We start from the raw sequence: 24,884 nt of genomic DNA on the forward strand, positions 1-24,884 counted from the left end.
CCACAGGGCCACCGCCACCCCCACCAGAAGCCGCCACACCCCTCACGACCGTTACGGGGTGCGATGGCAGCCTGCCTTGGGTCAGGGCACTTCTGGTGGATCTTCGTTCTGTCGCGCGACGCCCAGGCACGCACCTGGACGCCGCTCACGACGAACAAGACCCCCAAGAAAGGCCCTAGGGGGTCTCGCGGCGGGCTCGGGCTCGGCGTTTGCCTTCGTGCATCGCTTGGACGCGCGCGATCGGGATGGTGTGGCCCTCGTCGATCAGGTCTTGGCCGAGGCGCTGGGGGCCGGGCATCAGGTCGGTCCAGGGGTCGGCGGCTTCCAGGAGGCGCGCGGCGGTGCGGATGGTGAAGTCGCGCGGCTCGACGCGGTCGAGCTCGTCCCATGGGACGGGGAACGAGACGGGCACGCCGGGGCGGATCCGGGGGCTGTAGGCGGCGGCGACCGTCGCACCGCCGGCGCGGGTCGAGTCGAGGAACACCTTGCCGGCGCGGTCCTCGCGGATGAAGGCGGTCGTGGCGAGCGCGGGGTCGAGGCGCTCGGCGCGGGCCGCGATTGCGCGGGTGGCGGCCGCGACGTCCTCGACCGGGGCCTGCGCGTCGAGGGGGACGAACACGTGCACGCCCTTGGCGCCGCTGGTCTTGACCGCGCCCTCCAGGCCCGCGCCGGCCAGCGCCCGGCGCACCAGGTGGGCGGCGGCGACGGCGGAGCCGAACGCGGCGCCCGACGGCGGGTCGAGGTCGAGGACGAGGTCGGTGGGACGGTCGAAGGCGCCCGCGCGGACGAGCGGCGGGTGGTACTCCACCGCGCGCTGGTTGGCGAACCACAGCAGCGTGCGGCGGTCGTCGCACAGGGCGTAGGAGACCTCGCGCTGGGAGGTCTCGGCCCACATCGTCACCGTCCGCACCCAGGACGGGGTGTACTTCGGGACGTTCTTCTGCATGAACGGCTTCTGGCCGCGCAGCACGCGGATCACCGACAGCGGACGGCCCGCCAGCCGCGGGAGGATGCGGCCGGCGACCGCGTCCAGGTAGTCGACCAGGTCGCGCTTGGACGCCCCGGCCCCCTCGAACAGCGGCTGGTCGAGGTTGGTCAGCCGCACCCCGTCGCGTTCCTCTTCGGCGCTCACCACCTCAGCTTCGCACGCCCCGCCGACAGCGATCAGAGCGGACGGCCCGGGCGGCACACCGCGCCCGCGCCGGTGACCTGGGGAGTGCGTTCCGGGGCCGACTGCTGGCACACTCTTGGACGGTGAACGCTCGCACGACAAGTCCTGTGCTGGTCGGGCGCGTCCGCGAGTCGGGCGAGCTCGACGCGGCCTTCCGCGCCGCGCGGGAGGGGTCGCCGTCGGCGGTGCTGCTCGGCGGCGAGGCGGGCGTCGGCAAGACGCGGCTGATCAGCGAGTTCGGCGGCCGGGCGCGGGCCGAGGGCGCGCGGCTGCTCGTCGGCGGCTGCCTGGAGCTCGGCACCGAGGGCCTGCCGTTCGCGCCGTTCACCGCGGCGATGCGCGGCCTCGTCCGCGACATCGGCGTGGACGGCGTGCGCGGCCTGCTGCCGGCGGGGGCGGGCGGCGAGCTCGGGCGGCTGCTGCCCGACTTCGGGGAGTCCGACGGGGACGCCTTCACCGGCGAGGCCAGGGCCCGGCTGTTCGAGCTGGTCCTGACGCTGCTGGAGCGGCTGGCGGCGGCCGGCCCGGTCGTCCTCGTCGTGGAGGACGCGCACTGGGCCGACCGGTCCACCCGCGACCTGCTGATGTTCCTCGTCCGCAACCTCGGCTCCGCGGCCCCGCTGCTGGTCATCGCCACCTACCGCACGGACGAGTTGCACCGGTCCCACCCGCTGCGCCCCCTGCTGACCGGCCTGGACCGGCTGGAGCGCGTCCGGCGCGTGGAGGTCCCGCGGCTCGGCCGGGACGAGGTGAGCGACCTCGTCCGCGAGATCCTCGGCGAGCGGTGGACGGCCCGGGACCTGGACGAGGTGTTCGCGCGCAGCGAGGGCAACCCGCTGTTCGTGGAGGCCCTCGTCGGCTCGGGCGGCGGCCCCGACCTGCCGGAGTCGCTGCGCGACCTGCTGCTCGGCGCCGTCCAGCGGCTCCCCGAGGACACCCAGGAGATCCTGCGCGTGGCGTCCGGCGGCGGCGCGCGGATCGAGCACGAGCTGCTGGCCGCGGTCGCCGGGACGGACGAGCGGGACCTGACGCGCGGGCTGCGGCCCGCCGTCGCGTCCAACATCCTCGTGGTGGACGGCGACGGCTACGCGTTCCGGCACGCGCTGATCCGCGAGGCCGTCCACGACGACCTGCTGCCCGGCGAGCTCACCCGGCTGCACGTCCGGTACGCCGAGGCGCTGGAGGAGCGCCCCGGGCTGATGCCGGACCGGCAGCGCGCGATGACGCTGGCCCACCACTGGCACGCGGCGCACGACGCCGTCCGCGCCCTGACCTGCGCGTGGCTGGCGGTCGGCGAGACCCGCAAGGCGCTCGCCTACGCCGAGGCGCTGCGGATGGCCTCGCGCGTGCTGGAGCTGTGGGACCGGGTGCCGGACGCGGAGGAGCGCATCGGCCGGTCCCACGCCGACGTGATGGAGGACGCCGTCATGCTGGCGGAGCTCGGCGGCGAGGGCGAGGCGGGCGTGCGGCTCGCCACGGCGGCGCTGGCCGAGGCGTCCGGCGACCCCGCGCGCGCCGCGCGGCTGTACGAGCGGCGCGGCCGGATGGGCATGCGGATCGGGCGGGACGACGCGGTCGACGACCTCCGCGCGGCCGCTCGGATCGTCCCCGCCGACCCGCCCAGCCGGACGCGGGCGCGCGTGCTGGCGACGCTGGCGTTCCACACCGTGGGGCTGCACGGCACGGTCCAGGAGTCGCGGGCGGCGGCGGACGAGGCGATGGCGGTCGCGCGGGCCGTCGGCGACGTCCAGGTCGAGCTCGACGTCGACATCCGCAAGGCGTGGGACGAGCTGTTCCGCGACGACGACCCCGAGGCGTTCCTGCTCCGCGCCGGCCGGGTCGCCGAGCGGGCCGAGGAGATCCGGGCGTTCGAGCCGCTGCTGCGCGCGCTCACCAACAAGGCGGACGTGCTGGAGATGTACGGGCGGCACCGGGAGGCCGCCGACGTGGCCGCGCTCGGCATCGTCAAGGCGGAGGAGTACGGGGTGGCGCGGACCACCGGGACGTTCCTCGCCTTCAACACCGCCGAGCCGCTGTTCTCGCTCGGCCGCTGGGACGAGGCGCTCGCCGTGCTCGGCCGGGCCCTCGCGCAGGACCCGCCCAGCGTCATGCGCGGCTGCCTGAAGTTCCTGACCGGCGAGGTGGCGGCCTCCCGCGGCGACCTCGGCGCGGCGGCCCGGGACGCGGCGGAGGCGCGCGGGGTGATCGGGCGCGGCGCCGCCCGCCGCGCCCAGGACCTGTTCCCGGTCTGCCGGCTGGAGGCGCTCATCGCGCTGGCGCGCGGGCGTCCGGCGCAGGCCCTGGAGGCGCTCGGCCCCGTCCTGACCGACCGCGGCCTGCCGGACGACTCGCGCTACGCGCTGCCCGCGCTGGTGACGGCGGCGACCGCCTGCGCCGCCCTCGGCGACACCGCGCCGCTCGCCGCCGCCCGGGCCCGCGTCGACGGCCTCCGCGTCTACGGCCCGGTGCAGGAGGCGCACCGGCTGACGTTCGCCGCCGAGGCCGCCAGGGCCGAGGGCGCGTCCTGCCGGGACGAGTGGGAGGCCGCGGCCAAGGCGTGGGACGCGCTGGACGAGCCGCACGCGATCGCGTTCGCCCTCACCCGGGCCGCGGAGGCGGCCGCCGCCGACGGCGACCGGGACGCCGCCGCCGCACGGCTCCGCCGCGCCGCCGGGCTGGCCGACGGGCTGGGCGCGGTACCGCTCCGCGAGAAGATCGACCGGCTGGCGCGACGCGCGCGCGTCACCCTCGGCGACGGGACCGCCCGCGAGCCGGGCCCGGGGCTCGGCCTCACGCGCCGCGAGGCGGAGGTGCTGCGCCTCGTCGCCGAGGGGCGCACCAACCGGGAGATCGCCGAGGCGCTGTTCATCTCCGCCAAGACCGCGAGCGTCCACGTCTCCAACATCCTGGGCAAGCTCGGCGTGTCCGGCCGCGGCGAGGCGGCCGCCACCGCGCACCGCCTGCACCTGTTCGACGGCGAGTGACGGCCCGCCTGTGGTCAGGGCGCGAGCTGGAGCGGGACGATCCTTGTCGTGACCCGCGCGTGCGGGCGGCCGTCGCCGCAGGAGTGCGAGGCGACGTCGCCGCCGACGTGGAGCCCGGTCGGCACCAGCCGGTTCGTCCGGAAGCCGAGGCCGGGGTCGAGCAGCATCGGGTTGGCGCGCGGGATCAGGTCCGACAGCAGCGCGAACGACGGGTCGATGACCTTGGTCACCCCGTCCTCGTCCTCGACCTCCAGCCAGGCGTGCACGAGGTCCGGCAGGCCGACGACCCAGCCGATCCGGGTCGTTGCGGGAATGCCCTCCTCGCGGCACAGCCGTTCCAGGTAGCGGCTGGCCGCCCCGCACCCGGCGAACCCGCGCGGGACGAGCCGGTCCGCGTCGTCCCGCAGCGCCTCGGGGAGCCGGAGCCAGCGCAGCTCGGCGCCCATGAACTCCCGCAGCACGGCGCGCAGGCCGCGCGAGCGCAGGACCGGGCAGTCGCCCACCGTCCTGAGGACGGCCGACAGCGCCAGCGCGGGCCCGGACGAGCGCGCGGTCGCCGCCGCCCCCTGCCTGGCACCGGCAGAGCGCGCGCGGACGCTCCGGTTCCCGCCGGCCGCCGGACGCGCGCGGACGTTGCGGACCGTCCCGCCGTACGCGCCCTTCCTCGGACGGGCCAGGGCATTGCGCGCGTCGGGGCGGCACCCGTCCGGATCGGCGCAGTCCACGCGGAGCTCGAAGCTGGACACGCGGGGCGCGATCAGCTCCTCGCAGGACGCGCGGGTCCAGGCCAGGGCCGCGGCGACGTTCCGTTCGACGGCCGTCCGTCCCGTCCCGGAGTACAGGGCGAGGTTGAACAGATCGCGGGAATCGAACCGCTCCCGGCCGGGCTCACCCGTGCAGGGCAGCCCGTATCGGACGAGCGCGGACAGCGTGGACGGGTCGCAGGCGAGCATCGCGGCGGCGGAACGGCGGTCCGTGTCCGGCCGGTGATGCTCCATCGGGATGACGAATAAGCCTTCCAGCGTATGCAGGAGCGCGTCGTCCCGCCTTCTCCCGCGAGATCGCCCGGCCGCCACGACGTCCACGTACAGCACCCCCGGGATCGCGCGGCGCGCGGACGGCCTGCACGATGTAGGCGATCTGGCTCTTGGGCATGTGTATCACCGCCCCGGATCCGCCACGGGAGCCGGGGCCACGAAACGAGAAAGATCTTCGCGGGTCACGGGCGGCGTGTCCGCCGTGGGACGGTCAGCGGGGGCGCCAGGGCGAGGTCGGGTGCGTCGGGACGGGGCTGGCCGCGACCCGGAGGGCGTAGGTGGGCGGCTCCGACCCGACCGGGCCCAGGTAGGCGTGGCCGGTGAGGTGGCACCAGGCGGGGAGGTCGATGGGCGCCGCCGGGTCGCCGGCGATGAGATGGACGACGGTGCCCGCGGGCAGGTCGGCGATGTGGCCGCGCAGTTCCAGCAGGAGCCGCACGCAGGAGCGGTCGCCGCCGTCGATCACGACCGGGTCCGAGGTCATCCGGCTGCCTCCCGCGTTTCGTCCTAGAGATTGAAATATACGACTTCGACGCGCGCCCACGCCGCAGGGACGCCGGCGCGGTACCGGCGCGGCGCCCCGCCGTGGCCGGATGCGGACGCGGGCGCCCGCGACGGGACGACCAGCCCTTTTGACCGGCCATTTACATCGCCGGTCACTTTTCCGGCAGGGAGTCTTTCCGCGGGGCGCGTCGATCACGATAATTGTCCTCTGGCAAGCGCTGGTCCCCGAACCCCGCTAAGGGACTGGCGGCCGCACGGGGCACGCCGATCCATCCGCCGTCGGACACGGATCGCGCTCCGCGATGCGGCCGTTCACCACTCGCCGAGGAGACGGGGTTCGATGTAGCCGATGAACGAATGGACGGCATCTGGAGGAAATCATCGCCTCCGGGCCGTCCGGCCGATCGACGGGCAACCAGCGGCTGCCCGATTTCATTAGGGCGAGGTCTCTGACCTGCGATTTTTTCCTCCGCCTGGTCGGGCTCCGCGCCACCGTACCGGCCTGCCACAAATGCTCCGCCGGTACGCCGCGTTCAACGGCAACACATTTATGCTGCGCGAATTGGCCCACTCTTCGTGATTTTCGCATCACGGAAAAATGCTCTTGACGAGAGAGCTCGAAGAAGTGACATTTGGTGGGCCGAGCTGATCAACAGTCCGGCGGGCACCCGCACATATTCTCCGCGCGTCCGGCGGAGCGGCTCAGTTGGCCAGAACTCTTGCGAAGTGCCGACCGACCATCAGAGGAGAATCGTGAGACGACGTGTCACGGCGTGGGTCTCCACATCGGCATTGCTCACCGCGGCTCTCGCGGCGCCGCCCGGCGCGGCCGGGGCCGAGCCGCGTCCGCGCGGCGAGCCCTACCGGTTCCAGCGGCTCTATCCGGAGATCGGCTCGCCGAACGCCGCGCGTCCACGGCTCGGGCCGTCCGCGCGCGGCGGAGTCCGGCTCTCCAGCCCCGGCACCGTGGGGGACGCGGCGAAGACGCGCCTCCCCGCCCGTGCGCCGTCCGGCGCGGGCAACGGCCGCGCCGCCGCCGCGCCCGCGGCCGCGTCGGTGCCCGTCGGGGTCGGCCCGGTCCGCAATGGCACGTTCTTGTCGTTCGGACTGGCCGACTACCTGCAACTGAAGGTGAACGTCGGATCGGGCAACGCGATGGTGCGGACCACCGACATGTCGCTGCCGGGCATCGGCGGGAACGTGACAGCCGGCGCGTCCTACAACAGCCTGCTGCACGCCGCGGACGCGCCGACCGGTGTCATCTCGCCGGGCTGGCGCACCCGGGTGGGCCAGGACGTGCGGCTGTACAAGAACAGCGACAACTCCGTCACCTACACCGGCCCGGACGGGACCTCCGGGGTGTTCACGCCTTCGGGATCGGGCTACACCACGCCCAAGGAGTTCAAGGGCGACCTGGTCACCCAGTCCGGCGGCGGCTGGAAGTACACCGACCACGGCTCGGGCCGGGTCTCCCACTTCGACTCCGCGGGGCTGCCGACCAAAACGGCCGACCGCAACGGCAACACCACCGACTTCGGCTACACCTCCGGGCACGTCTCCACCATCACCTACAAGCCCAAGGGCGAGACCTCGGGCCGGGTCATCAAGGTCGGCATGTACGGCGGTGACCGCATCACCTCCTACACCCAGGACAAGGCGGGCGGAGGAAGCCGCATCGCGGCCTACTCCTACGACGGCTCCAACCGGCTGGCCAAGATCCAGGAACCGGCCGGCGAAGTGATCCAGTTCGGTTACGACGCGTCCGGGAACCTGAACTCGATCACCAACGGCAAGGGCGCGGTGACCCGGCTCGCCTACGACGGGAACCACCGCGTCCTGTCGGTGACCCGGGTCGGCTCATCGGCCGCCCAGGTGACGCGGCTCGCCTACCCCTCCGACACCCGGTCGCAGGTGGCCGACCCCAACACCGACCAGTCCAAGCCGGTCGCGGACGTCCCGCACACCACCTACACCCTCAACGCCAACGACCGGGTCACCAAGACCGTCGACGCGGCGGGCAAGACCCGATCGAAGTCCTACACGCCCTTCAGCGACATCGAGACCTACCAGAACGCCAACCAGGGCCTGACCAGCAACACCTTCGGCGCCAACGGCGGCGAGTCGCCGACCAGGTCGGTCTCGCCGACGGGCGCCTCGGCCTCCATGGCCTACGGCAACTCCCCGACCGGCCAGAACCCGACGGCCGCCTACCAGCCGTCGGCCGGCACCGACACCCAGGGCAACAGCTCCAGCTTCACCTACGACGGGCCGGGCAACCTCTCGTCGGCCAAGAACGCCCTCGCCGCGGAGGCGAAGGTGAGCTACAACCCCGACGGCACCGTCAAGGACGCGACCGACCCTGGCAACGGGTCCAACTCCACCACCTACGCCTACGACGGCAACCACCAGCTGACCTCGGTCACCCCGCCGTCCGGCAACAGCCTGAGGAAGAAGACATTCACCTACGACGGGTACGGGCGCCTGGACACCGCGACCGACGGCAACGGCAAGAAGACCACCTACACCTATGACAACGACGACCGGGTCCTCACCGTCGCCTACTCCGACGGCACCCCGACGGTCACCTTCACCTACGACAAGGCCGGGAACGTGCGGACCCGGACCGGCGCGACCGGCACCACCACCTGGGACTACACCCAGCGCAACCTGATGTCCGCCAGGCAGTCCACCTCCGGCGGGGGCGAGATCGACTGGCAGTACGACGCGACCGGGAACCTGGTCAACCAGCTGAACTCCGCCGGGACGCTGCACTACGTGCACAGCACCCGCAACCTGCTGGCGTCCATGACCGACTACGCGGGCAAGAAGTGGGAGTTCGACTACGACGACGACGGCAACCGCACCGACACCTACTTCAACAGGACCTCCGGCACCGACTGGTCCATGCACACCAGGACCGGCTACGACGACTCCGGCCGCGTCACCCGGATCGTCACCTCCCGCGCCGGCGACGACAGCAAGGTCGTCTCGGATGTCTCCTACTGCTACTCCGAGCGCGGCGGCGCCACCTCGTGCGACGCCGCCAAGGCCAAGGACACCGGGCTGCGGCAGTGGAGCAGGAACAACGTCACCGGAACGATCAGCGACTACACCTACGACAAGGGCAACCGCCTCACCAAGGCCACCAGCGTCGCCGGCCACACCTACGAGTACGGCTACGACACCGACGGCAACCGCACCACGGTCAAGACCGACGGTTCCCAGACCCAGAACCTGACCTTCAACTCCGCCAACCAGGCCACCACGGCGGGCGAGACCTACGACGCCGCGGGCAACCTGACCGCGACCAGCGGCAGCGGCGGCTTGAAGGGCACCTACAACGCCGCAGGGCAGACCACCCAGTTCACCAAGGGGACCACGGCGATCCCCTACGCCTACGCGGGTCCCGACCAGACCGAGATGGTCAGCGCCAAGGGCACCACGGTGGTCTACGGCCGCCCCGACCAGTCCGGCTCGGCGGGCATCGACTCCTACAGCCAGGGCAGCGGCACCAACTGGCTGATCCGCGACAGCGGAGGAACCCCCCTGGGCTACTCCGACGGCAGCAACCCCTACGCCTTCGGCACCGACGGCCTGGGGTCGGTGACCTCGATCGTGTCGCCGTCCGGCACGCAGGCCGCGTCCTACACCTACGCGCCCTACGGCGAGACCACCGCCGACAACGGCTGGCAATCGGCGGTCAACCTCATCCGCTATACCGGCGGATTCAGTGAGCCGGGCAGCGGCCTGCTGAAACTCGGCCAGCGCTACTATGACGCCGGCCGAGGCCGTTTCACCCAGCAGGACGCGATCAGCAACATCGGCAATCCGCAAAACGGCAATCGCTACACCTATGCCGGGGACGATCCCATCAACAACGTCGACCCCAGCGGCGCGCTGTTCACGCAGCTCTGGGACGCCTACAGCAGTTACCAGGACGGGAAGACCATGGGCGGGGCGGTCGGGGACCTGCTCGACGGCAACACCTCGGTCTCCCAGAGCACCCAGGCCGACGTCGCCGGAATGGCCACCAGCGTCGGCGTGGCCGGGGGCTGCATGGCCCTCGCGGTGTACGCGACGGGCGGGCTGGGCGCCGCGGGCATCGCCGGCTGCGAGGTCGTCGGCGAGCTGGCCGGCAAGAAGGTCGAGGACGCGGTGGGCTGACGCGAGCCGCATGATTCCCCGGCCCCCGCGACGTGTAGGTCGCGGGGGCCGGGGAACGAGCGATGACCGGTTCGACTTCCGCCGGAGAAAGGACCCGCCGTGGCCATCGGCGCAGGAGAAGTGCTCGCAGTGCTGCTGATCGTCCTCCTCGTCCTCGCCAATATCGGACTCATCGTTTTCTTCGTGAGCCGGGGCCGCCGCCGTTGACGCATAAGGGAGATCGCAACGGGAAGACCTCAGCCACCACGGATCGCGAGGGAGGATCGGGTGAATCCGCAAAAGGTGATCTATGGAGCCGCAGCGGCGCTGTTCGTCGTCGCCCTCGTTCTCCTGCGGTACTCCCGGAGCAGCGACACCGATCTCCCGGGCTGGGTGTGGGTGATCTGGCTGGCCCTGTTCGTCCCGTTGCTCGTCCTGGACCTGAAGACCAGGCGCGCCCGGCGCACCCGCACGGGTGACCGTCCCCGCTGAGCGGGGCTAGCTCCTGGCCGGACACCACGATCTCGCGGGCGTCACCGAGCTTCTTGGCAAAGGCGGCGTCCTCGCCGCCGACCTATCTCAGCCGGCGGGCCCGAATCAGCGAAGGACGGCGCGGACGATCGCGCCGGCCTCCGGGCCCGCCTGGGCGACGACCACACCGTCCGGCGTGCGGATGCTGGAGCGGCCGGCGGCGCGGCCGATGCCGCCGCCGGCCGAACCGGCGAAGCTGGAGAACGCGACCCAGACGCGATGGGCGGTGGCGGCGCGGTGAGCGCGGGCGTCCTGCTGGGACGCCTCGTCCTCGGGTTTCACGAGTCCGGCGACGTAGACGTCGATGCCAAGGGCGGCAGTGTCGGACGCGTGCTCGGGGACCCCGGTGTCCTTGCAGACCGCAAGCCCGAGACGCCATCCGTCGACGGTCAGCACGGCCGGTTTCCCGCCGGGCGCGAAACGCTCGGCCTCCTCGTCGCCCAGCCACATCTTCCGATAGGCCACCGTCACCCCGGTGTCGATGGCCAGCACAGCGATCGCGTCCCCCTCGCCGCGCGCACCCACGACCGGGGCGCCGGCGAGCGCCAGCGAGCCGGTCTCCGCGCAAGCCTCGACGATCGGCGCAAGGCGTGGGTCGTCGGGCGCGATGGCGGAGGCGTCGAGCTCGTAACCCGACAGTGACAGTTCAGGGAACACCACGACCCGGGCCCGCGCGGCACGGACCGCCGCGGTGTGCACGATCGCGTTCGCCGCGACGTCGTGGGGAACGATTCGCGGCTGGGCCACGGCGATGATGAGCGGTTTGCGCACGTGGAACCCTCGATCGGCATGAATCGGCATCAAACCGAGTGAACACGTCGAGTCTAGCGATGGGGGACCGAGTCCCTAGACTTGACCATTTCTTGCAGGTTTCGTCCGGCTTTGGGGCTTACAGTCGCAGTGGAGTACCCCCGGCTGTCATCCACATGAATATCGACTTTGGGGCTAGCGATGAACCTCGGAGTAGCGCAAGTGGAGAGCACGGAGACCTGCGGGGTGCTGGCGTTCCCCGGAGAGGTCGACCTGAGCAACGGCGAGGCGATCCTCCGCCAGGCCGTCGGGTTGCTCGACTCCGGGGTGCCGGCCCTCATCCTCGACCTGACCGGCTGCACCTTCTGCGACTCCAACGGGCTGAACGTCATCACCCGGTCGCAGATGCGGGCGACGGAGCTCGGCGTCCCGATGTGGGTCGTCCTGCCACCACGCGGCATCGTCCGGCGCATATCGGACGTGGCGGGCCTCCCCCGGCGCGTCGCCATCGCCCCTGACGTCGCCACCGCCCGCGAAGCACTAGCCATCCCCCAACACTGACCCCGCGCAGAGCGGCCCGCGCCGCAGCGCCACTTGGGCTTGGATGTGGAGCATGGTGCGTGCGCCCGCGAAGTGGCGTTCGTGGTGATAGGTGTCCAGCAGGCCGGACGGCGCCCAGCCGTGGATGTCGGCGGCCGGCTTCCAGGCCAGGTTGACGGTGTCGAGCATTCCGGCGTTGAGGCCCACGCCCGTCGCCGGGAACAGATGAGCCGCATCGCCGGCCAGCAGGATCCGCCCGTCCCGGTACCGTTCGGCCTGCCGAGCCTGGAACTGGTAGCGCGACAGCCGGATCGGTTCTCCCAGAGGGAAGTTCCGGCGCACCGTAGCCCCAGTACGGCGCCGATCGCGGCCCGGGGGCCCCCGTACCCATCCACGGTGCTGAACAGACGCCCCGGAGCCCGGCCCCATGGAGACCTCCGCGGCCGGGCGGACTCATCGGTCCGCGTGCTGTGCGGCCCCGCCGCGTCAGCGGTCCAGGGCCTGGTCGATCCAGGTGTCGGACACGTCCAGGAGGAGGTGGCCCGCGCCGAGGATGCTGGCGTCGCGTCCGGCGCGGGACGTGGCGATCTCCAGGTTGCGGGTGGCGAGCGGCAGGCAGCGTTCGTAGATGACGCCGCGGACGGTGGCGACGAGCGGTTCGGCCAGGGAGAGGCTGCCGCCGATGACCAGGGCGTCGGGGTTGAAGAAGTTCACCAGGGCGGTGAGCACGTCGCCGATGAGGCGGCCCGCGGTCCGCACGGCGCTGGTCGCCTGGGGGACGCCGTCGGTGACCAGCGCGACGATCTCGGACGGGGTGTCCACCGCGATGCCGTGCCCGGCGAGGGACGCGGCGAGGGCGGCGCCGCTGGCGTGGGCCTCCAGGCAGTCGGGGTGGCCGCAGGAGCAGTCGACGGTCGCCTCGGACAGGATCCGGACGTGGCTGATGTCGCCCGCGGCGCCGCGGCCCCGGTGGAGCCGTCCGTCCACGATGACGCCGCAGCCGATGCCGCTGCCGAGCTTGATGACCATGAGGTTGTCGAGGGCGGGCCAGGCGGCGCGGTGCTCGCCGACGGCCATGAGGTTGGCGTCGTTCTCGACCAGGGCGGGGACGCCGGCGTGCCCGGCGACGAAGTCGCGGACGGGGAAGTCGTTCCAGCCGGGCATCCGCGAGGGCGAGACGACCTGGCCGGTGGCCGGGTCGACGGGGCCGGGCAGGCCGATGCCGACGCCGCGGACGGGGACGTCCCGCAGCCCGTGCTCGGCGGCGAGGGCGTGCAGGCCGTCGATGACCGAGGTCAGCGTCTCCTTGGGGCCGACCGCGATGTCGAACGCGAGGTCGGACAGCGCGAGGGGCGTCCCGGCGAGGTCGACCACGGCGAGGCGCGCGTGGTGCGCGCCGAGGTCGGCGACCAGGAAGACGCCCGCCGCGCGGGCGAGGCGCAGGCGGCGGGGACGGCGGCCGCCCCGCGAGGCGCCGGCGCCCTCCTCGGCGAAGAGCCCGGCCGCGATGAGCTGCTCGACGCGCAGCGAGACGCTGGAGGCGGCGAGCCCGGAGAGGCGGGCGAGTTCGGCCCGCGACTCCGCCTGACCGGTCGCCACCAGGCGCACGAGTGCCGCCGGTCCGTCGTCTCTGCTGTTGCGCACCCCAGATAGATAGCATGCGCGAACTTAGTTCATCAATACGTTGACTTACGTCGATTTGACACTCTACTGTGCATCTTGGCTTCGATTTCGAAGGAAGTTAGAGCGTGGGTGACCGAATGATCGAGGTTCGCGGGCTGCACAAGCGGTTCGGCGGGCACACCGCCCTGCGCGATGTGTCCCTGGACGTCGCGCGGGGCGAAGTCGTCGTGGTGATCGGGCCGTCCGGGTCCGGCAAGTCCACGCTGTGCCGGTGCCTCAACCGGCTGGAGACGCCGGACGAAGGCGAGGTCCGCTTCGACGGCGAGGTCCTGCCCGCCGAGGGCCGGGCCCTCGCCCGGCTGCGCGCGGACGTGGGCATGGTGTTCCAGTCGTTCAACCTCTTCCAGCACAGGACCGTCCTGGACAACCTGACGCTCGCGCCCACGCGGGTGCGCGGCGTCTCCAAGGCGGAGGCGGAGCGGCACGCCAGGGAGCTGCTCGACCGCGTGGGCATCGGCGAGCAGGCGGGCAAGCTGCCCGCCCAGCTGTCCGGCGGGCAGCAGCAGCGCGCGGCCATCGCGCGGGCCCTCGCCATGCGCCCGAAGGCGATGCTGTTCGACGAGCCGACGTCCGCGCTCGACCCCGAGATGGTCGGCGAGGTGCTGGACGTCATGACGGGCCTGGCCCGCGACGGCATGACGATGGTGGTCGTCACCCACGAGATGGGGTTCGCCCGCCAGGTCGCCGACCGCGTGGTGTTCATGGCCGACGGCGAGGTCGTGGAGACCGGCGTGCCCTCGGCCTTCTTCGACTCCCCCACCAGCGACCGGGCCCGGGACTTCCTGGCCAAGGTCCTCAGCCACTAGAACGCAGCGCGCCGCCCCGCGGCGCGCGCCCACCCCGAGAAAGGTTGACGATCATGGTGCGTACCCCCGCGGGGATGCGGCGGGCGGCGGTTGCCGCGGTCGCCGCAGTGTCCCTCGCCGGCCTGGCCGCCTGCTCCGGCGACGACGACTCCGGCTCGTCCGTGCCCGGCGCCGGCGGCGCCAAGGACGACCTCGCCGCATCGGCCCCGGTCGCCGCGAACCTGCCCGCCGGCTCCACCATGGAGAAGATCAAGAAGCGCGGGCGGCTCGTCGTCGGCGGCTCGCTGGACGCGCCGCTGCTGTCCCAGCAGAACCCGGCCAGCAAGAAGGTCGAGGGGCTGGACGCCGACTTCGGGCGGCTGCTGGCCAAGTACATCATCGGCAAGCCGGAGGTGAAGATCGTCAACTCGGCGTCGGAGACGCGCGAGGCGCTGCTGTCCAACGGCACCGTCGACGTGGTGTTCCAGACCTACAGCATCACTCCGGAACGTGCCAAGCAGGTCGCGTTCGCCGGGCCGTACTACAGCTCCGGCCTCGTCATCGCCACCAAGAAGGGCGAGTCGGGCATCAAGGCCCCCGCCGACCTGAAGGGCAAGACGGTCATCGCTGGCGCCAACACCCCGGCGATCCCCGCGATCAAGAAGGCCGCGCCCGGCGCCAAGATCGTGACGTTCGGCAGCGACCCCGAGTGCGTCCAGGCCCTCAAGCAGGGCCGCGGGCAGGCGTACGTGCAGGACGAGGCCGTGCTGCTCGCCGGCGCCAAGCAGGACCCGTCCATCCAGATCCAGGGCAAGCCGTTCACCAGCGACCCGTACGGCATCGGGCTCAAGCACGGCGACGCGCAGATGAAGACGTTCGTCAACGACTGGCTCAAGCAGATCCAGGCGTCCGGGCTGTGGGCCAAGGTCTGGAAGAACTCGATCGGGACGGTCGTGCCGGGCGAGGCCCCGCAGCCGCCCGCGCTCGGGTCCGCGCCGGGCTCGGAGTAGGAGAACCCGCCCCGCCATGAACGTCATCACCGACCACCTCTCGGAGTTCGGCGACGGCCTGCTGCTGACCGTCGAGCTGACGCTGCTGTCCCTCGCGGGCGCGCTCGCGGCCGGGATCGCCGTGGCCGCGATGCGGGTCAGCCCCGTCCGGGTGCTCCGCGCCGCGGGCATGGCCTACGTCGAGACGCTGCAGAACGTCCCGCTGCTGGTCTGGCTCGTCCTCGCCGTCTTCGGGCTGCCCGAGATCGGCGTCATGGCCGGGCTGTTCACCACCTCGGCCGTGGTCATCGCCCTCTACCAGGGGGCGTACATGGCGGAGGCGGTCCGCTCCGGGATCAACGCGGTGCCGGCGGGGCAGGGCGAGGCCGCGCGGGCCCTCGGCCTCACGTTCGTCCAGTCGCTGCGGCTGGTCGTCCTGCCGCAGGCGCTGCGGACGGTCGTCCAGCCGCTCGGCAACATCGCGATCATGACGCTGATGAACACGGCGCTGGCCGCGGCGGTCGGAGTGGTCGAGCTGACCGCCGCCGCGAACCGGGTCAACCTGGCCGAGGCCCAGCCGATCTGGATCTTCGTCACCGCCGGACTGGCGTACATGGCGCTGTCGGGGATCTTCGGCCTGGTGACCGGCACGCTCGAACGGAAGCTGGCGATCCTGCGATGAGCACCTCGCGCCTGTTGTTCGACGAGCCGGGGCCGCGCGCCCGGCGCCGCATCCAGATCGCCACCGCGCTGTCGGTCCTCGCGGGGCTCGCGCTCGTCGCGCTGGCCCTGCGTCAGTTCGCCGACAACGGCCAGCTCGGCGCCGACCGCTGGCGCCCGTACGGGACGTGGCCGATGTGGCGGTACCTGCTGGAGGGGCTGCGCTCCACCGCCGAGGCCGCCGCGGTGTCCATCGCGCTGGCCATGGCGGCGGGCATCGTCCTCGCGCTCGGACGGGTGTCGCCGTCGCGGTGGCTGCGCGTGCCGTCCGCCGCGTACGTCGAGCTGGTCCGGACGATCCCGGCGCTGCTGCTGGTCTACGTGGTGCTGTTCGCGCTCCCCCGGTACGGCGTCGACCTGCCGCTGTTCTGGAAGCTCGTCGCCCCGCTGGCGGTGTCCAACGCCGCCGCGTTCGCCGAGATCTTCCGGGCGGGCATCCGGTCGGTGGAGCGCGGCCAGCTGGAGGCGGGCCTCGCGCTCGGGCTGACGCGAGGGCGGGCGATGCGGCTGATCGTCCTGCCGCAGGCGGCGCGGCGCGTCCTGCCGTCGCTGGTCAGCCAGTCCGCCGGGCTGCTGAAGGACACCTCGCTCGGGTACGTCGTCAGCTACTCCGAGCTGCTCTACAGCGGCAAGGTGCTGGCGAACTACAACCACCTGCTCATCCAGACCTACCTGGTGGTCGCCCTGATCTACCTGGTCATCAACGCGTCGCTGGCCAAGCTCGCGCGGACGCTGGAGGCGCGCCAGCGCACCCGCCCGTCCCGCGCCGTCCGCGCCGCGGTGCCCACCGCCAACCCTTAAGGATGGGAATGTACGAAGTTCTGGCCGAGGTCGTCCGGAACGGGTTCGTCGAGAGCCGCCACTACGGCAGCGTCGCCGGGCTCGCCCCGGGCGGCACCCTCTCCTACGCCCGCGGGCACGTGGGCGAGACCGTCCTGCCCCGCTCCACGACCAAGCCGTTCCAGGCCGCGGCGTGCCTGGCGGCGGGCGCGCCCCTGGCCGGCGAGCGCCTCGCCATCGCCGCGGGCAGCCACACCGGCGAGGACTTCCACGTCAAGACCGTCGAGGCCATCCTGGCGGACGCAGGGCTCCGCGGGGGCGCCCTGCAGTGCCCGCCGTCGTGGCCCGAGGACGAGCCGACCAAGGCCGCGATGATCCGCGCCGGGCAGGACGAGTCGCGCGAGCGCATGAACTGCTCCGGCAAGCACGCCGCGATGCTGGCCGCCTGCGCCGCCAACGGATGGCCGCTGGAGACCTACCTCGACCCCGGGCACCCGCTCCAGCAGGGCGTCCGCACGACGATGGGCGACGCGGCGGGCGAGAACCCGTCCCCGGTGGCCGTGGACGGATGCGGCGCGCCGCTGTTCGGGCTCACCCTCGCGGGCCTGGCCCGCGCCGCGCGGTCCCTCGTCCTGGCCGAGGACGGGCCGCTCCGCGCCGTGGCGGACGCGATGCGCGCCCACCCCGAGTACGTCGGCGGCACGGGACACGCCAACACCGAGTTCATGCGGGCGCTGCCCGGCTCGGTGGCCAAGGGCGGCGCGGAGGGCGTGCTCATCGCCGCCACCCGCGAGGGCCACGCCGTCGCGGTGAAGGTCATCGACGGCAGCCCCCGCGCCACCACCGCCATCGCGCTGCGCGCGCTCGCCGCGCTCGGCGCCGACACCGTCCCGGCGGCCGCGCTGGGCACCGTCCCGGTCCTCGGCGGCGGACGTCCCGTCGGCGAGATCCGCACGACCCCGGAAGGACGCCAGTGAGCCTGACCTACGAGATCTGCATCGACAGCGTCGCGGGCGCCATCGCCGCCGAGAAGGCGGGCGCGCACCGCGTGGAGCTGTGCGCGGCGCTGTTCGAGGGCGGCCTCACCCCGACCCTCGGGACGGTCCGCGCCGCGCTCGCCGCCGTCTCCTCGATCCGGGTGCACGTCATCATCCGCCCGCGCGGCGGCGACTTCATCTTCGACGGGCACGAGGTCGCGGCGATGGAGCACGACGTGGTCCTCGCCCGCGAGGCCGGCGCGCACGGCGTGGTCATCGGCGCGCTCACCGCCGAGGGCGGGATCGACCGCCCGGTCACCGAGCGGCTCATCGCGGCGGCGGACGGCCTGCCGGTCACCTTCCACCGCGCGTTCGACATGGCCGCCGACCCGTTCGCCGCCCTGGAGACCCTCGTCGACCTCGGCGTGGACCGGGTTCTGACCTCCGGCCAGGACGTGAGCGTCCTGGAGGGCGCCCCGCTGATCGCCGAGCTGGTGGAACGCGCCGGCGACCGGATCGTCGTGATGCCCGGCGGCGGCGTCACCGGCCGCAACATCGCCCGGATCGTCCAGGCGACCGGCGCCCGCGAGATCCACTTCGCCGCGCTCTCCGACGAGCCCAGCCCGGCCGTCCACCGCAACCCGTACCCCTTCATGGGCGGCGAGCTGCGGCGCCCCGAGTACCAGCGCCAGGTCACCACCGCACCGGCCATCGCCACCGTCATCAACGCCGCCCCATAGGCCCCCGGCCCGCGGCGCTCCGCGGTGATTCGAGTGGCCGCCTCCGACCGTGCGGCGCCGGAAACGTCTCCATCCGGTGAGGAAGAGGGCCGCGAATGAGTCGGTAGGGTTCTGCAGACATGCGCGACCATCGTGAGCAGGTGATGGACACCCATCCGGCAGGTACACCGCTGCACCGGCCGGCGCCGGTCACCGCGGCGCCCGGCACCGAGCTGCTGCTGGTCAGGCACGCCGAGGCATGGTGCAACGTGGCCGGTGTGGTGGGAGGTGCGGTCGGCTGCCGCGGCCTGACGCCGCTCGGCCGCGCGCAGGCCGCGGCGCTGGCCGGCCGGCTGCGGACTCTGAGCGAGGCCGGGCAGGGAATCGACTGCTTCGTGGCGAGCCCGCGGCGCCGTGCCGCCGAGACGGCCGCGATCGTCCAAGAGGCGGTGGGTGTGCCCGCCGTGCACGATGAGATGTGCGCCATAGTCCGCATCGGGTGCCCGCGCCTGGAGCCGAGTCCTGGAACGACTTCGTGCGGCGGATCGCCGCGGCCCTGTCGGCGCTGGTCCGCGCGGCAGGCTGGCGGCGATGCCTCGTGGTCGCCCACGGCGAGACCGTCAACGCCGTCCACCATGTGCTCTGGGGCCTGCCGGTCGGATGGCCGGCCCCGCTCGGCCTGGCGGTGGGCCACGCGAGCGTGACGCGCTGGCGGGTGGAGGCGCTTGAGCCGGCCCGCCCCGATCTCGGCGCCGACTGGCAGCTGGTCTCACATAACGATGTCCAGCGGCTGCCGTCGGCCGGCTGAGGCCGCGCGCCTGGCCTCCACGACAGTCCGGTATCACTCTGTGTAACGGTGGATGCGTTCCGTGGTGGCCACTCCCCTGACATGTCTTCTTCTCCCCGACGCATCCTGCTCATCTCCGAACACGCCGACCCCCTCGCCACCCCAGGAGTGGGCTACCAGGGAGGCCAGAACGTCTACGTCCGAGAACTGGCCACCCGGCTCGCCCGCCTGGGGGCCGAGACCGACGTACTGTGCCGCGCCGACAGCCCCGCACAGCCGGTGCGGGAGCAGATCACCCCGGGCGCCCAGGTGATCCGTGTCCAGGCCGGCCCGGCCGGCCCATGGCCGCGGGACCGGTTCGGCGAGGTCCTGGATGAGTTCATCCAGCAGGCCGACGCGGCGTGGCGCGTGGCGGGCGGCTACGACCTGGTCCACAGCCACTACTGGTACTCCGGGCTGACGGGACTGCACCTGGCCCGCGAGTACGGCGCTCCTCTGGCGCACAGCCACATGTCGATCGGCGCGGTGCGCCGGGCCTCGCTCGACGGCGACCCCGGCGCCGCGCAGGAAGCCCTGTTCGCCGACCGGCACAGGGCCGAGTGCACGCTGGCCCGGCAGGCCGACGCCCTCACCGCCTACTACCCCGGCGATGCCGAGGACCAGCAGCAGATGCTGGGCGCATCGCCCGAACGGCTGCACACCGTTCCTCCCGGCGTGGACACCACCGTCCACCGGCCGCTGGACCGGCGCGAGGCCCGGCAGCGGACCAGCCTGCCCGCAGACGTCCCCATCGTGCTGTTCACCGGGCGGCTGGAGGCCCGCAAGGGCCTGGCCGACCTGATCGCAGCCATGCCGGCCATCCTTCGCGCGCACCCGCGGACGCGGCTGGTGGTGGTCGGCGGGACCCGGCACCGGACCGATGCCGACTCCGCCGCCGCGCTCACGGCGATACGGGAGCTGGGGCTGCAAGACCAGGTCCTCATGGCGGGCTCGGTCCCGCAGCAGGAGACCGCCGCCTACTACAGCGCCGCCGACGTCACCGTCGCGCCCTCCCGCTATGAGCCCTACGGGCTGGTCGCCGTCGAGTCGCTGGCCTGCGGCGTCCCGGCGGTCGTCGCGGACGTGGGCGGGCTGGCGTGGATCGTCGGCGATGAGAGCGTGGGGGACCGCGTCCCGCCCCGCGACCCCGACGCCATCGCCGCCGCAGTGGCCGGCGTACTCGACCGCGGACCCGGCGCTTACCACCGTGCGTGCCTGGACCGGGTGGCCGACGGTCTGACCGCCGAGCACTGGGTGGACGGGATCCAGCGGATGTACCGGGCCGTCTACGGCACCGTACGCACACACTGAGCCCGTCCGCGGTAAGCGTCATGAGCAGTCCACATCACGCCCAATGGCGTCAGGCTCCGGCCCGCCGCGTCTGCGGCGCACGCGCCGTACGAGGTCGTCGGCGGCCTCCGGCCACTGCACGTGATCGAAGGCGAACCCCGCTTCCAGCAGGCGGCCCGGGACGACGCGGCGGCTCTTCAACAGCAGTTCGGTGTCCGAGCGCAGCGCGAGCGCTCCGAACTCCGCCATCCCCTTCGTCGCGGGCAGTCCCACGGGGACGCCCCACGCGACGCGCAGCGCGCGCATGAACGCGCGCTGCGGCAGCGGACCGGGGGCGGCGAGGTTCACCGGCCCGGAGATGTCGTCCCGGGCGGCAAGGAACTCGATCGCGCGGACGAAGTCGCGGTGGTGGATCCAGGACACGTACTGCGCGCCGCCCGCGACAGGGCCGCCGAGGCCGAGCCGCGCCAGCCACAGCAGCACGTCGAAGACGCCGCCGCGATCGGGGCTCATCACCATGGCCGAGCGCAGGGCGACCTTGCGGGTGCCGGGGGTCTCGGCCCGCTCCTGCGCCCGCTCCCACGCCTTGGCGATCTCGACGCTGTAGGCCCAGTAGCCCGGGACGCCGGGTTCGGCGCCCCCGATGACGCCGGTCGCCTCGTCGTTGGGCGCGTCGAAGCGGTGGGCGTAGACGGTGGCGGTGCTCATCTGCAACCAGACGCGCGGAGGCCGCGCGGCACCTCCGATCGCCTCCCCCACCACCCGGGCGGAGTCCACGCGCGAATCCATCATGGCCCGCAGGTTGACCGGGGTGTACCGGCAGCTGACGCTGCGCCCGGCCAGGTTGATCACGACGTCGCTGCCGTCGATCTCCTCGGCCCAGGGGCCCAGGGTCGCACCGTCCCAGCACACCTCGCGGTCACGCACCGGCCGCCTGGTCAAGACCACGACCTCGTGGCCCGCGGCGCTCAGCGCACGGTTCAAGACCGTCCCGACCTGCCCGGTCCCCCCGGGAATCACTACCTTCATCGGGCTCCCCCTCGGTGCTGGGACGAGCCTAGCTCAAAGAGTTGAACACGTTCAAACCACGCTCCGCTGCCGCTCAGGCCCGATGAGCGCGACGACCCACTCCTCACGCGTGCGGTGAGATCAGTGGCGTCGACCTGCGCTGCGCCCACTGCGGCGAACCGATGCACGCGGCCGACGTGGACCTGCTGCCAGGTCCCGGCGCGGCCATGTGATCGAGCCGGGGACGCTCCGTCTCACATCACACCGCCACGCCCTCTGACCACGTCGAACCATGCGTCACGGGCACACTCGACCGCGAACAGGTACTCCTCGCGATCGAACTCCAGCTCCGCCGACAGCTGGTCACGGTTCCAGCGGTCCCCGTCCAGCCGCCAGCGAACACGATCACCACGCCTCCAGATCCGCGCCCCGACGCCGCAACACTCGGGCCGGCAATCGACCGGATCGCCTACGGCCAGGAACGCCGGGGCCTCCCTGCCGGAGAACAGAGCGCTGCCGGAGGCGAAGAACGGGTCCGGATGCGCACCGATGACGTGGCCATACTTGACATCGGACGAATTCAGCAACGGCACGCCGTTGACCTCGATCAGGACGTGGACACCGCCCAGCACCGGAGGGCTGGAGCGGAAGACTCGCAGCGCGATCCAGTCCCCATCATCTTGGATCGCCTGCGGACCCCGGACACGCCGAACGCGTCGTCCGGTTCTGAGCTCATGCGGGCGCCTACGCGGCATGGCCCTTTCGTGTCGCCATAGCGCAGATCATGCGCCCTGCCGAGTCCCCCCGCAACCCCGGCACGTCCTGTCAATGGCTTTGCCGGTCGCTTTGTTCACGCCAGGCGGTACATCCAGGGCGGCGGCCAGACACAAGAAGCCGACCTTCGGGTTTCATCGGTCGGGTGGGTGGGCGGCCGCACGTCCGAGCCGGGCCAGATCTGGTATCTGGTCGCCGGGCAGTTGTGTCCGGACGACGGCGAGGGGCCGCGGGTCCGGAATGTGGGCCGGCTGTCCGCCGAATGCGGGCGCGGGCTCATCATCGTCCACGCGCTCTCGCATATCTGGGGCGACTCTACCGACGCCAGCGGGCCGTACGACTTTGGTACGAGATCGAGTATCGATGATCCGCCCGACACGGAAAGGCGATCTCGTGGGCAAGAGATCCGAGTTGCTGGGACTCGGCGCGCGGTCGTTCGTGCCGATGACCATGGAACCGACGACCATCGCGGTCATCTCGCCCGGGTCTAGCGTGACCAGTGTCCTCGGGTCGGGTGACTACACCTCCTTGCACATGTTCAAGGATCCGGCGGCGCTTCTCAGCGATCGGCCACGGGGTCAGCGGATGCGGCTGGAGCGCTCCAGGGCGGGACCGTGGTCGAAGCGGCGCTTGGGGCCGGGGCGGGGGCCGTCGTTGTGCGGGCGGTTCTCGTGCTCGGGACGCGGGAGGCTGAGGATGGCCGCGACGGCCGTGCGCAGCTTCGGAAGCAGCGCGTACAGCCGGTCTCCGGGACAGGCCGTGTTGTTGTAGTCGCGGTGGCCCACGATCGCGTCGTGGGGGTTCAGGTCGTAGGTCCTGCACAGCCATGCGCAGGTCAGGGTGAGCTGCACCAGCAGTCGGGGCGTGGGCGTCTCGGTCATGTAGGTGCCCTCGTTCTCGATCCCGATGGTGTGGGAGTTGTGGCCGAGGGTGTGGGCGCCGACGACGTGCTGCCGGTTGGCGATGGCGTCCAGGCTGAGGTTGCGGCCCTCCATGAGGTGGCCGCCGCGGCTGATGGTCAGCTGCTCGCCGATGTCGTCCCAGCCGTTGTCGTCCATGTGGGCCTTCTGGATGGATCGTGACAACTCGTAGGCATGCTCAAGGGAGTAGTCGGTGGCGTTCTCCGAGGCGGTGTGGTGCACCACGATGTGGTCGGGGCCGGTGGGCAGCACGGTGGCGGCGGCCTTGGGCGCGCGGGCCTGCCAGTCCAGGCGCGGGTGGACGCGGGGCGCGGAGCGGGGCTGCCCTGCCAGGGCGGGACGGGCGAGGGCCGGGGCCAGCAGGGCTCCCCCGGTGAGGGTGGCCGCGCCGGCCAGGAGCCTCCGGCGCCCGATTCCCGTGTCGTTGGACATGATCTTCCTTTCCGGTAGGGGCGGCCGGACCGGATTGCCGCCGTCTGGATGATCTTTACACGATCTTGTGGCCGATGGGGCGGCGGAGGCTTGTGGATAGGGCATGGATGCCTTGGTACAGCGCGGACGGGTGGGAGCAGGGGAATGCAAGTGAAGCTGGAGGCCGACCTCGGCCGCATCCCGATCCTGGACGTGGCGCCGGTGGTGGACGGCGGCCGGTGGCCTGCCAAGGCGGTGGTGGGCGAGACGATCGAGGTCGGCGCGACGGTGTTCCGCGAGGGCCACGAGATGTTGGGTGCGGCGGTGGTGCTGCGGTCTCCGGACGGCGAGGAGCTGCCGGGGTCGCGGATGGCCGAGGTGGGTCAGGGGCTGGACCGGTGGGCGGCGCTGGTGACGCCGACGGAGCAGGGCGCATGGTCGTTCCGCGTGGAGGCCTGGGGAGACCCGATCGCGCACTGGCGGCACGACGCCGGCATCAAGATCCCGCGCGGCCACGATGTCGAGCTCATGATGGCCGAGGGCGTGGCCCTGTTCATGCGCGCCGCCCGGCAGGCGCCCGCGAAGGAGCGCCGCGTCCTCGCGCGCCTCACCCGCGTGATGGCGGACGAGACCGTCCCCGTCGCGGACCGGCTGGCGGCGGCCTCCGCCCCCGACGTGCTGGACGTGCTGGAGCGCCATCCGCTGCGGGATCTGGAGACGGTGAGCGACTGGTTCCCGCTGGTGGTGCACCGGCGGCGGGCCCTGACCGGGGCGTGGTACGAGTTCTTCCCGCGTTCAGAGGGCGCCTCGTTCAACCTGATGGGACGGAAGGGGCCGAGGTCGGGGACGCTCCGCACCGCGATGAAACGGCTGCCCGCCATCGCCGACATGGGTTTCGACGTCGTCTACATCCCGCCGATCCACCCCATTGGGACGACCTTCCGCAAGGGCCCGAACAACACCCTGGACGCGGGACCCTGCGACCCCGGCTCCCCTTGGGCGATCGGGTCGTCAGCGGGCGGGCACGACGCCGTCCACCCCGAGCTGGGGACGATGGACGACTTCGACGCGTTCGTGGGCTACACGCGCGACCTGGGGATGGAGGTGGCGCTGGATCTGGCGTTGCAGTGCTCGCCCGACCACCCCTGGGTGACCCGGCACCCCGAATGGTTCACCACCCGCGCCGACGGCACCATCGCCCACGCCGAGAACCCACCCAAGAAATACCAGGACATCTACCCCCTCAACTTCGACAACGACCCCGACGGCCTCTACACCGAGATCCACCGCATCATCAAACACTGGATCGGCCACGGCATCCGCATCTTCCGCGTCGACAACC

Annotated in this window: 22 protein-coding genes and 1 pseudogene; 14 read left to right on the forward strand and 9 right to left on the reverse strand. The window is 72.4% G+C overall.

Going from position 1 to position 24,884, the window contains the following annotated elements:
* Positions 1-175: 175 nt before the first annotated feature.
* Positions 176-1,132, reverse strand: coding sequence for a non-homologous end-joining DNA ligase (ligD, locus tag E1298_RS22145; RefSeq protein WP_131896240.1), 957 nt, complete (start codon positions 1,130-1,132; stop codon positions 176-178).
* Between the two features lie 122 nt (positions 1,133-1,254).
* On the opposite strand from ligD, the gene E1298_RS51245 reads away from it, so the two are divergent.
* Complete coding sequence (locus E1298_RS51245) at positions 1,255-4,155, forward strand: helix-turn-helix transcriptional regulator (protein WP_131896242.1); 2,901 nt, start codon at positions 1,255-1,257, stop codon at positions 4,153-4,155.
* 14 nt (positions 4,156-4,169) lie between these two features.
* Here E1298_RS51245 and E1298_RS22155 read toward each other — a convergent pair whose 3' ends face one another.
* Complete coding sequence (locus tag E1298_RS22155; RefSeq protein ID WP_131896244.1) at positions 4,170-5,153, reverse strand: hypothetical protein; 984 nt, start codon at positions 5,151-5,153, stop codon at positions 4,170-4,172.
* A gap of 250 nt (positions 5,154-5,403) precedes the next feature.
* Positions 5,404-5,676, reverse strand: a complete 273-nt coding sequence (locus E1298_RS22160) for a sulfurtransferase TusA family protein (RefSeq protein ID WP_131896246.1) — start codon at positions 5,674-5,676, stop codon at positions 5,404-5,406.
* A 773-nt stretch (positions 5,677-6,449) separates the two neighbouring features.
* Between E1298_RS22160 and E1298_RS22165 the strand changes: the two genes are divergently transcribed.
* The gene (locus tag E1298_RS22165) at positions 6,450-9,860 is read left to right on the forward strand and encodes an RHS repeat-associated core domain-containing protein (protein ID WP_131896248.1); all 3,411 of its coding nucleotides are present in this window, start codon (positions 6,450-6,452) and stop codon (positions 9,858-9,860) included.
* Positions 9,861-10,127: 267 nt separating this feature from the next.
* Positions 10,128-10,331 (forward strand): hypothetical protein, encoded by a 204-nt coding sequence (locus E1298_RS22170; protein ID WP_131896250.1) that lies wholly within the window; start codon positions 10,128-10,130, stop codon positions 10,329-10,331.
* A gap of 105 nt (positions 10,332-10,436) precedes the next feature.
* Here the strand turns inward: E1298_RS22170 and E1298_RS22180 are convergent, their stop codons facing one another.
* The gene (locus E1298_RS22180) at positions 10,437-11,141 is read right to left on the reverse strand and encodes a nitrilase-related carbon-nitrogen hydrolase (protein ID WP_131896252.1); all 705 of its coding nucleotides are present in this window, start codon (positions 11,139-11,141) and stop codon (positions 10,437-10,439) included.
* Positions 11,142-11,342: 201 nt separating this feature from the next.
* Between E1298_RS22180 and E1298_RS22185 the strand changes: the two genes are divergently transcribed.
* The gene (locus E1298_RS22185) at positions 11,343-11,681 is read left to right on the forward strand and encodes an STAS domain-containing protein (protein WP_165975600.1); all 339 of its coding nucleotides are present in this window, start codon (positions 11,343-11,345) and stop codon (positions 11,679-11,681) included.
* Here the strand turns inward: E1298_RS22185 and E1298_RS22190 are convergent.
* Positions 11,661-12,002 (reverse strand): FAD-dependent monooxygenase, encoded by a 342-nt coding sequence (locus tag E1298_RS22190; protein WP_341770639.1) that lies wholly within the window; start codon positions 12,000-12,002, stop codon positions 11,661-11,663. The two genes, E1298_RS22185 and E1298_RS22190, sit on opposite strands and share 21 nt — an antisense overlap.
* A gap of 144 nt (positions 12,003-12,146) precedes the next feature.
* Positions 12,147-13,304 (reverse strand): ROK family protein, encoded by a 1,158-nt coding sequence (locus tag E1298_RS22195; protein ID WP_207944774.1) that lies wholly within the window; start codon positions 13,302-13,304, stop codon positions 12,147-12,149.
* A gap of 116 nt (positions 13,305-13,420) precedes the next feature.
* Between E1298_RS22195 and E1298_RS22200 the strand changes: the two genes are divergently transcribed.
* The 9 genes and pseudogenes from E1298_RS22200 (at position 13,421) to E1298_RS22240 (ending at position 20,450) form a co-directional block, all read left to right on the forward strand.
* Positions 13,421-14,149: an amino acid ABC transporter ATP-binding protein gene (locus E1298_RS22200; protein ID WP_131896280.1), complete on the forward strand. Its 729-nt coding sequence runs from the start codon at positions 13,421-13,423 to the stop codon at positions 14,147-14,149.
* Positions 14,150-14,202: 53 nt separating this feature from the next.
* On the forward strand, positions 14,203-15,138 hold the full coding sequence (locus E1298_RS22205; protein ID WP_243725730.1) for a glutamate ABC transporter substrate-binding protein: 936 nt from the start codon (positions 14,203-14,205) through the stop codon (positions 15,136-15,138).
* 16 nt (positions 15,139-15,154) lie between these two features.
* On the forward strand, positions 15,155-15,799 hold the full coding sequence (locus E1298_RS22210; RefSeq protein WP_131896256.1) for an amino acid ABC transporter permease: 645 nt from the start codon (positions 15,155-15,157) through the stop codon (positions 15,797-15,799).
* Positions 15,796-16,638, forward strand: coding sequence for an amino acid ABC transporter permease (locus E1298_RS22215; protein WP_131896258.1), 843 nt, complete (start codon positions 15,796-15,798; stop codon positions 16,636-16,638). The genes E1298_RS22210 and E1298_RS22215 overlap by 4 nt, the downstream gene beginning before the upstream one ends.
* Positions 16,639-16,640: 2 nt before the next feature.
* Positions 16,641-17,594, forward strand: a complete 954-nt coding sequence (locus tag E1298_RS22220; RefSeq protein WP_131896260.1) for an asparaginase — start codon at positions 16,641-16,643, stop codon at positions 17,592-17,594.
* On the forward strand, positions 17,591-18,334 hold the full coding sequence (locus E1298_RS22225) for a copper homeostasis protein CutC (RefSeq protein ID WP_131896262.1): 744 nt from the start codon (positions 17,591-17,593) through the stop codon (positions 18,332-18,334). The genes E1298_RS22220 and E1298_RS22225 overlap by 4 nt, the downstream gene beginning before the upstream one ends.
* A gap of 143 nt (positions 18,335-18,477) precedes the next feature.
* A pseudogene (locus E1298_RS51250) lies at positions 18,478-18,777 on the forward strand (phosphoglycerate mutase family protein); the annotation flags it as partial.
* Between the two features lie 14 nt (positions 18,778-18,791).
* Positions 18,792-19,121: a histidine phosphatase family protein gene (locus E1298_RS51255; protein WP_131896266.1), complete on the forward strand. Its 330-nt coding sequence runs from the start codon at positions 18,792-18,794 to the stop codon at positions 19,119-19,121.
* 81 nt (positions 19,122-19,202) lie between these two features.
* Positions 19,203-20,450, forward strand: coding sequence for a glycosyltransferase (locus tag E1298_RS22240; protein ID WP_131896268.1), 1,248 nt, complete (start codon positions 19,203-19,205; stop codon positions 20,448-20,450).
* An 18-nt stretch (positions 20,451-20,468) separates the two neighbouring features.
* Here E1298_RS22240 and E1298_RS22245 read toward each other — a convergent pair whose 3' ends face one another.
* From E1298_RS22245 to E1298_RS22260, 3 genes are all read right to left on the reverse strand, one after another.
* Positions 20,469-21,458: an epimerase gene (locus E1298_RS22245; RefSeq protein ID WP_131896270.1), complete on the reverse strand. Its 990-nt coding sequence runs from the start codon at positions 21,456-21,458 to the stop codon at positions 20,469-20,471.
* A 233-nt stretch (positions 21,459-21,691) separates the two neighbouring features.
* Complete coding sequence (locus E1298_RS22255; protein WP_131896272.1) at positions 21,692-22,069, reverse strand: hypothetical protein; 378 nt, start codon at positions 22,067-22,069, stop codon at positions 21,692-21,694.
* Positions 22,070-22,789: 720 nt separating this feature from the next.
* Entirely contained in the window at positions 22,790-23,563 is a 774-nt protein-coding gene (locus tag E1298_RS22260) for a peptidoglycan recognition protein family protein (protein ID WP_131896274.1), read from the reverse strand.
* Between the two features lie 144 nt (positions 23,564-23,707).
* On the opposite strand from E1298_RS22260, the gene E1298_RS22265 reads away from it, so the two are divergent.
* On the forward strand, positions 23,708-24,884 hold a 1,177-nt coding region (locus tag E1298_RS22265), incomplete at its 3' end, for a maltotransferase domain-containing protein (RefSeq protein WP_131896276.1).

Source organism: Actinomadura rubrisoli (assembly GCF_004349215.1).
GTDB lineage: Bacteria > Actinomycetota > Actinomycetes > Streptosporangiales > Streptosporangiaceae > Spirillospora > Spirillospora rubrisoli.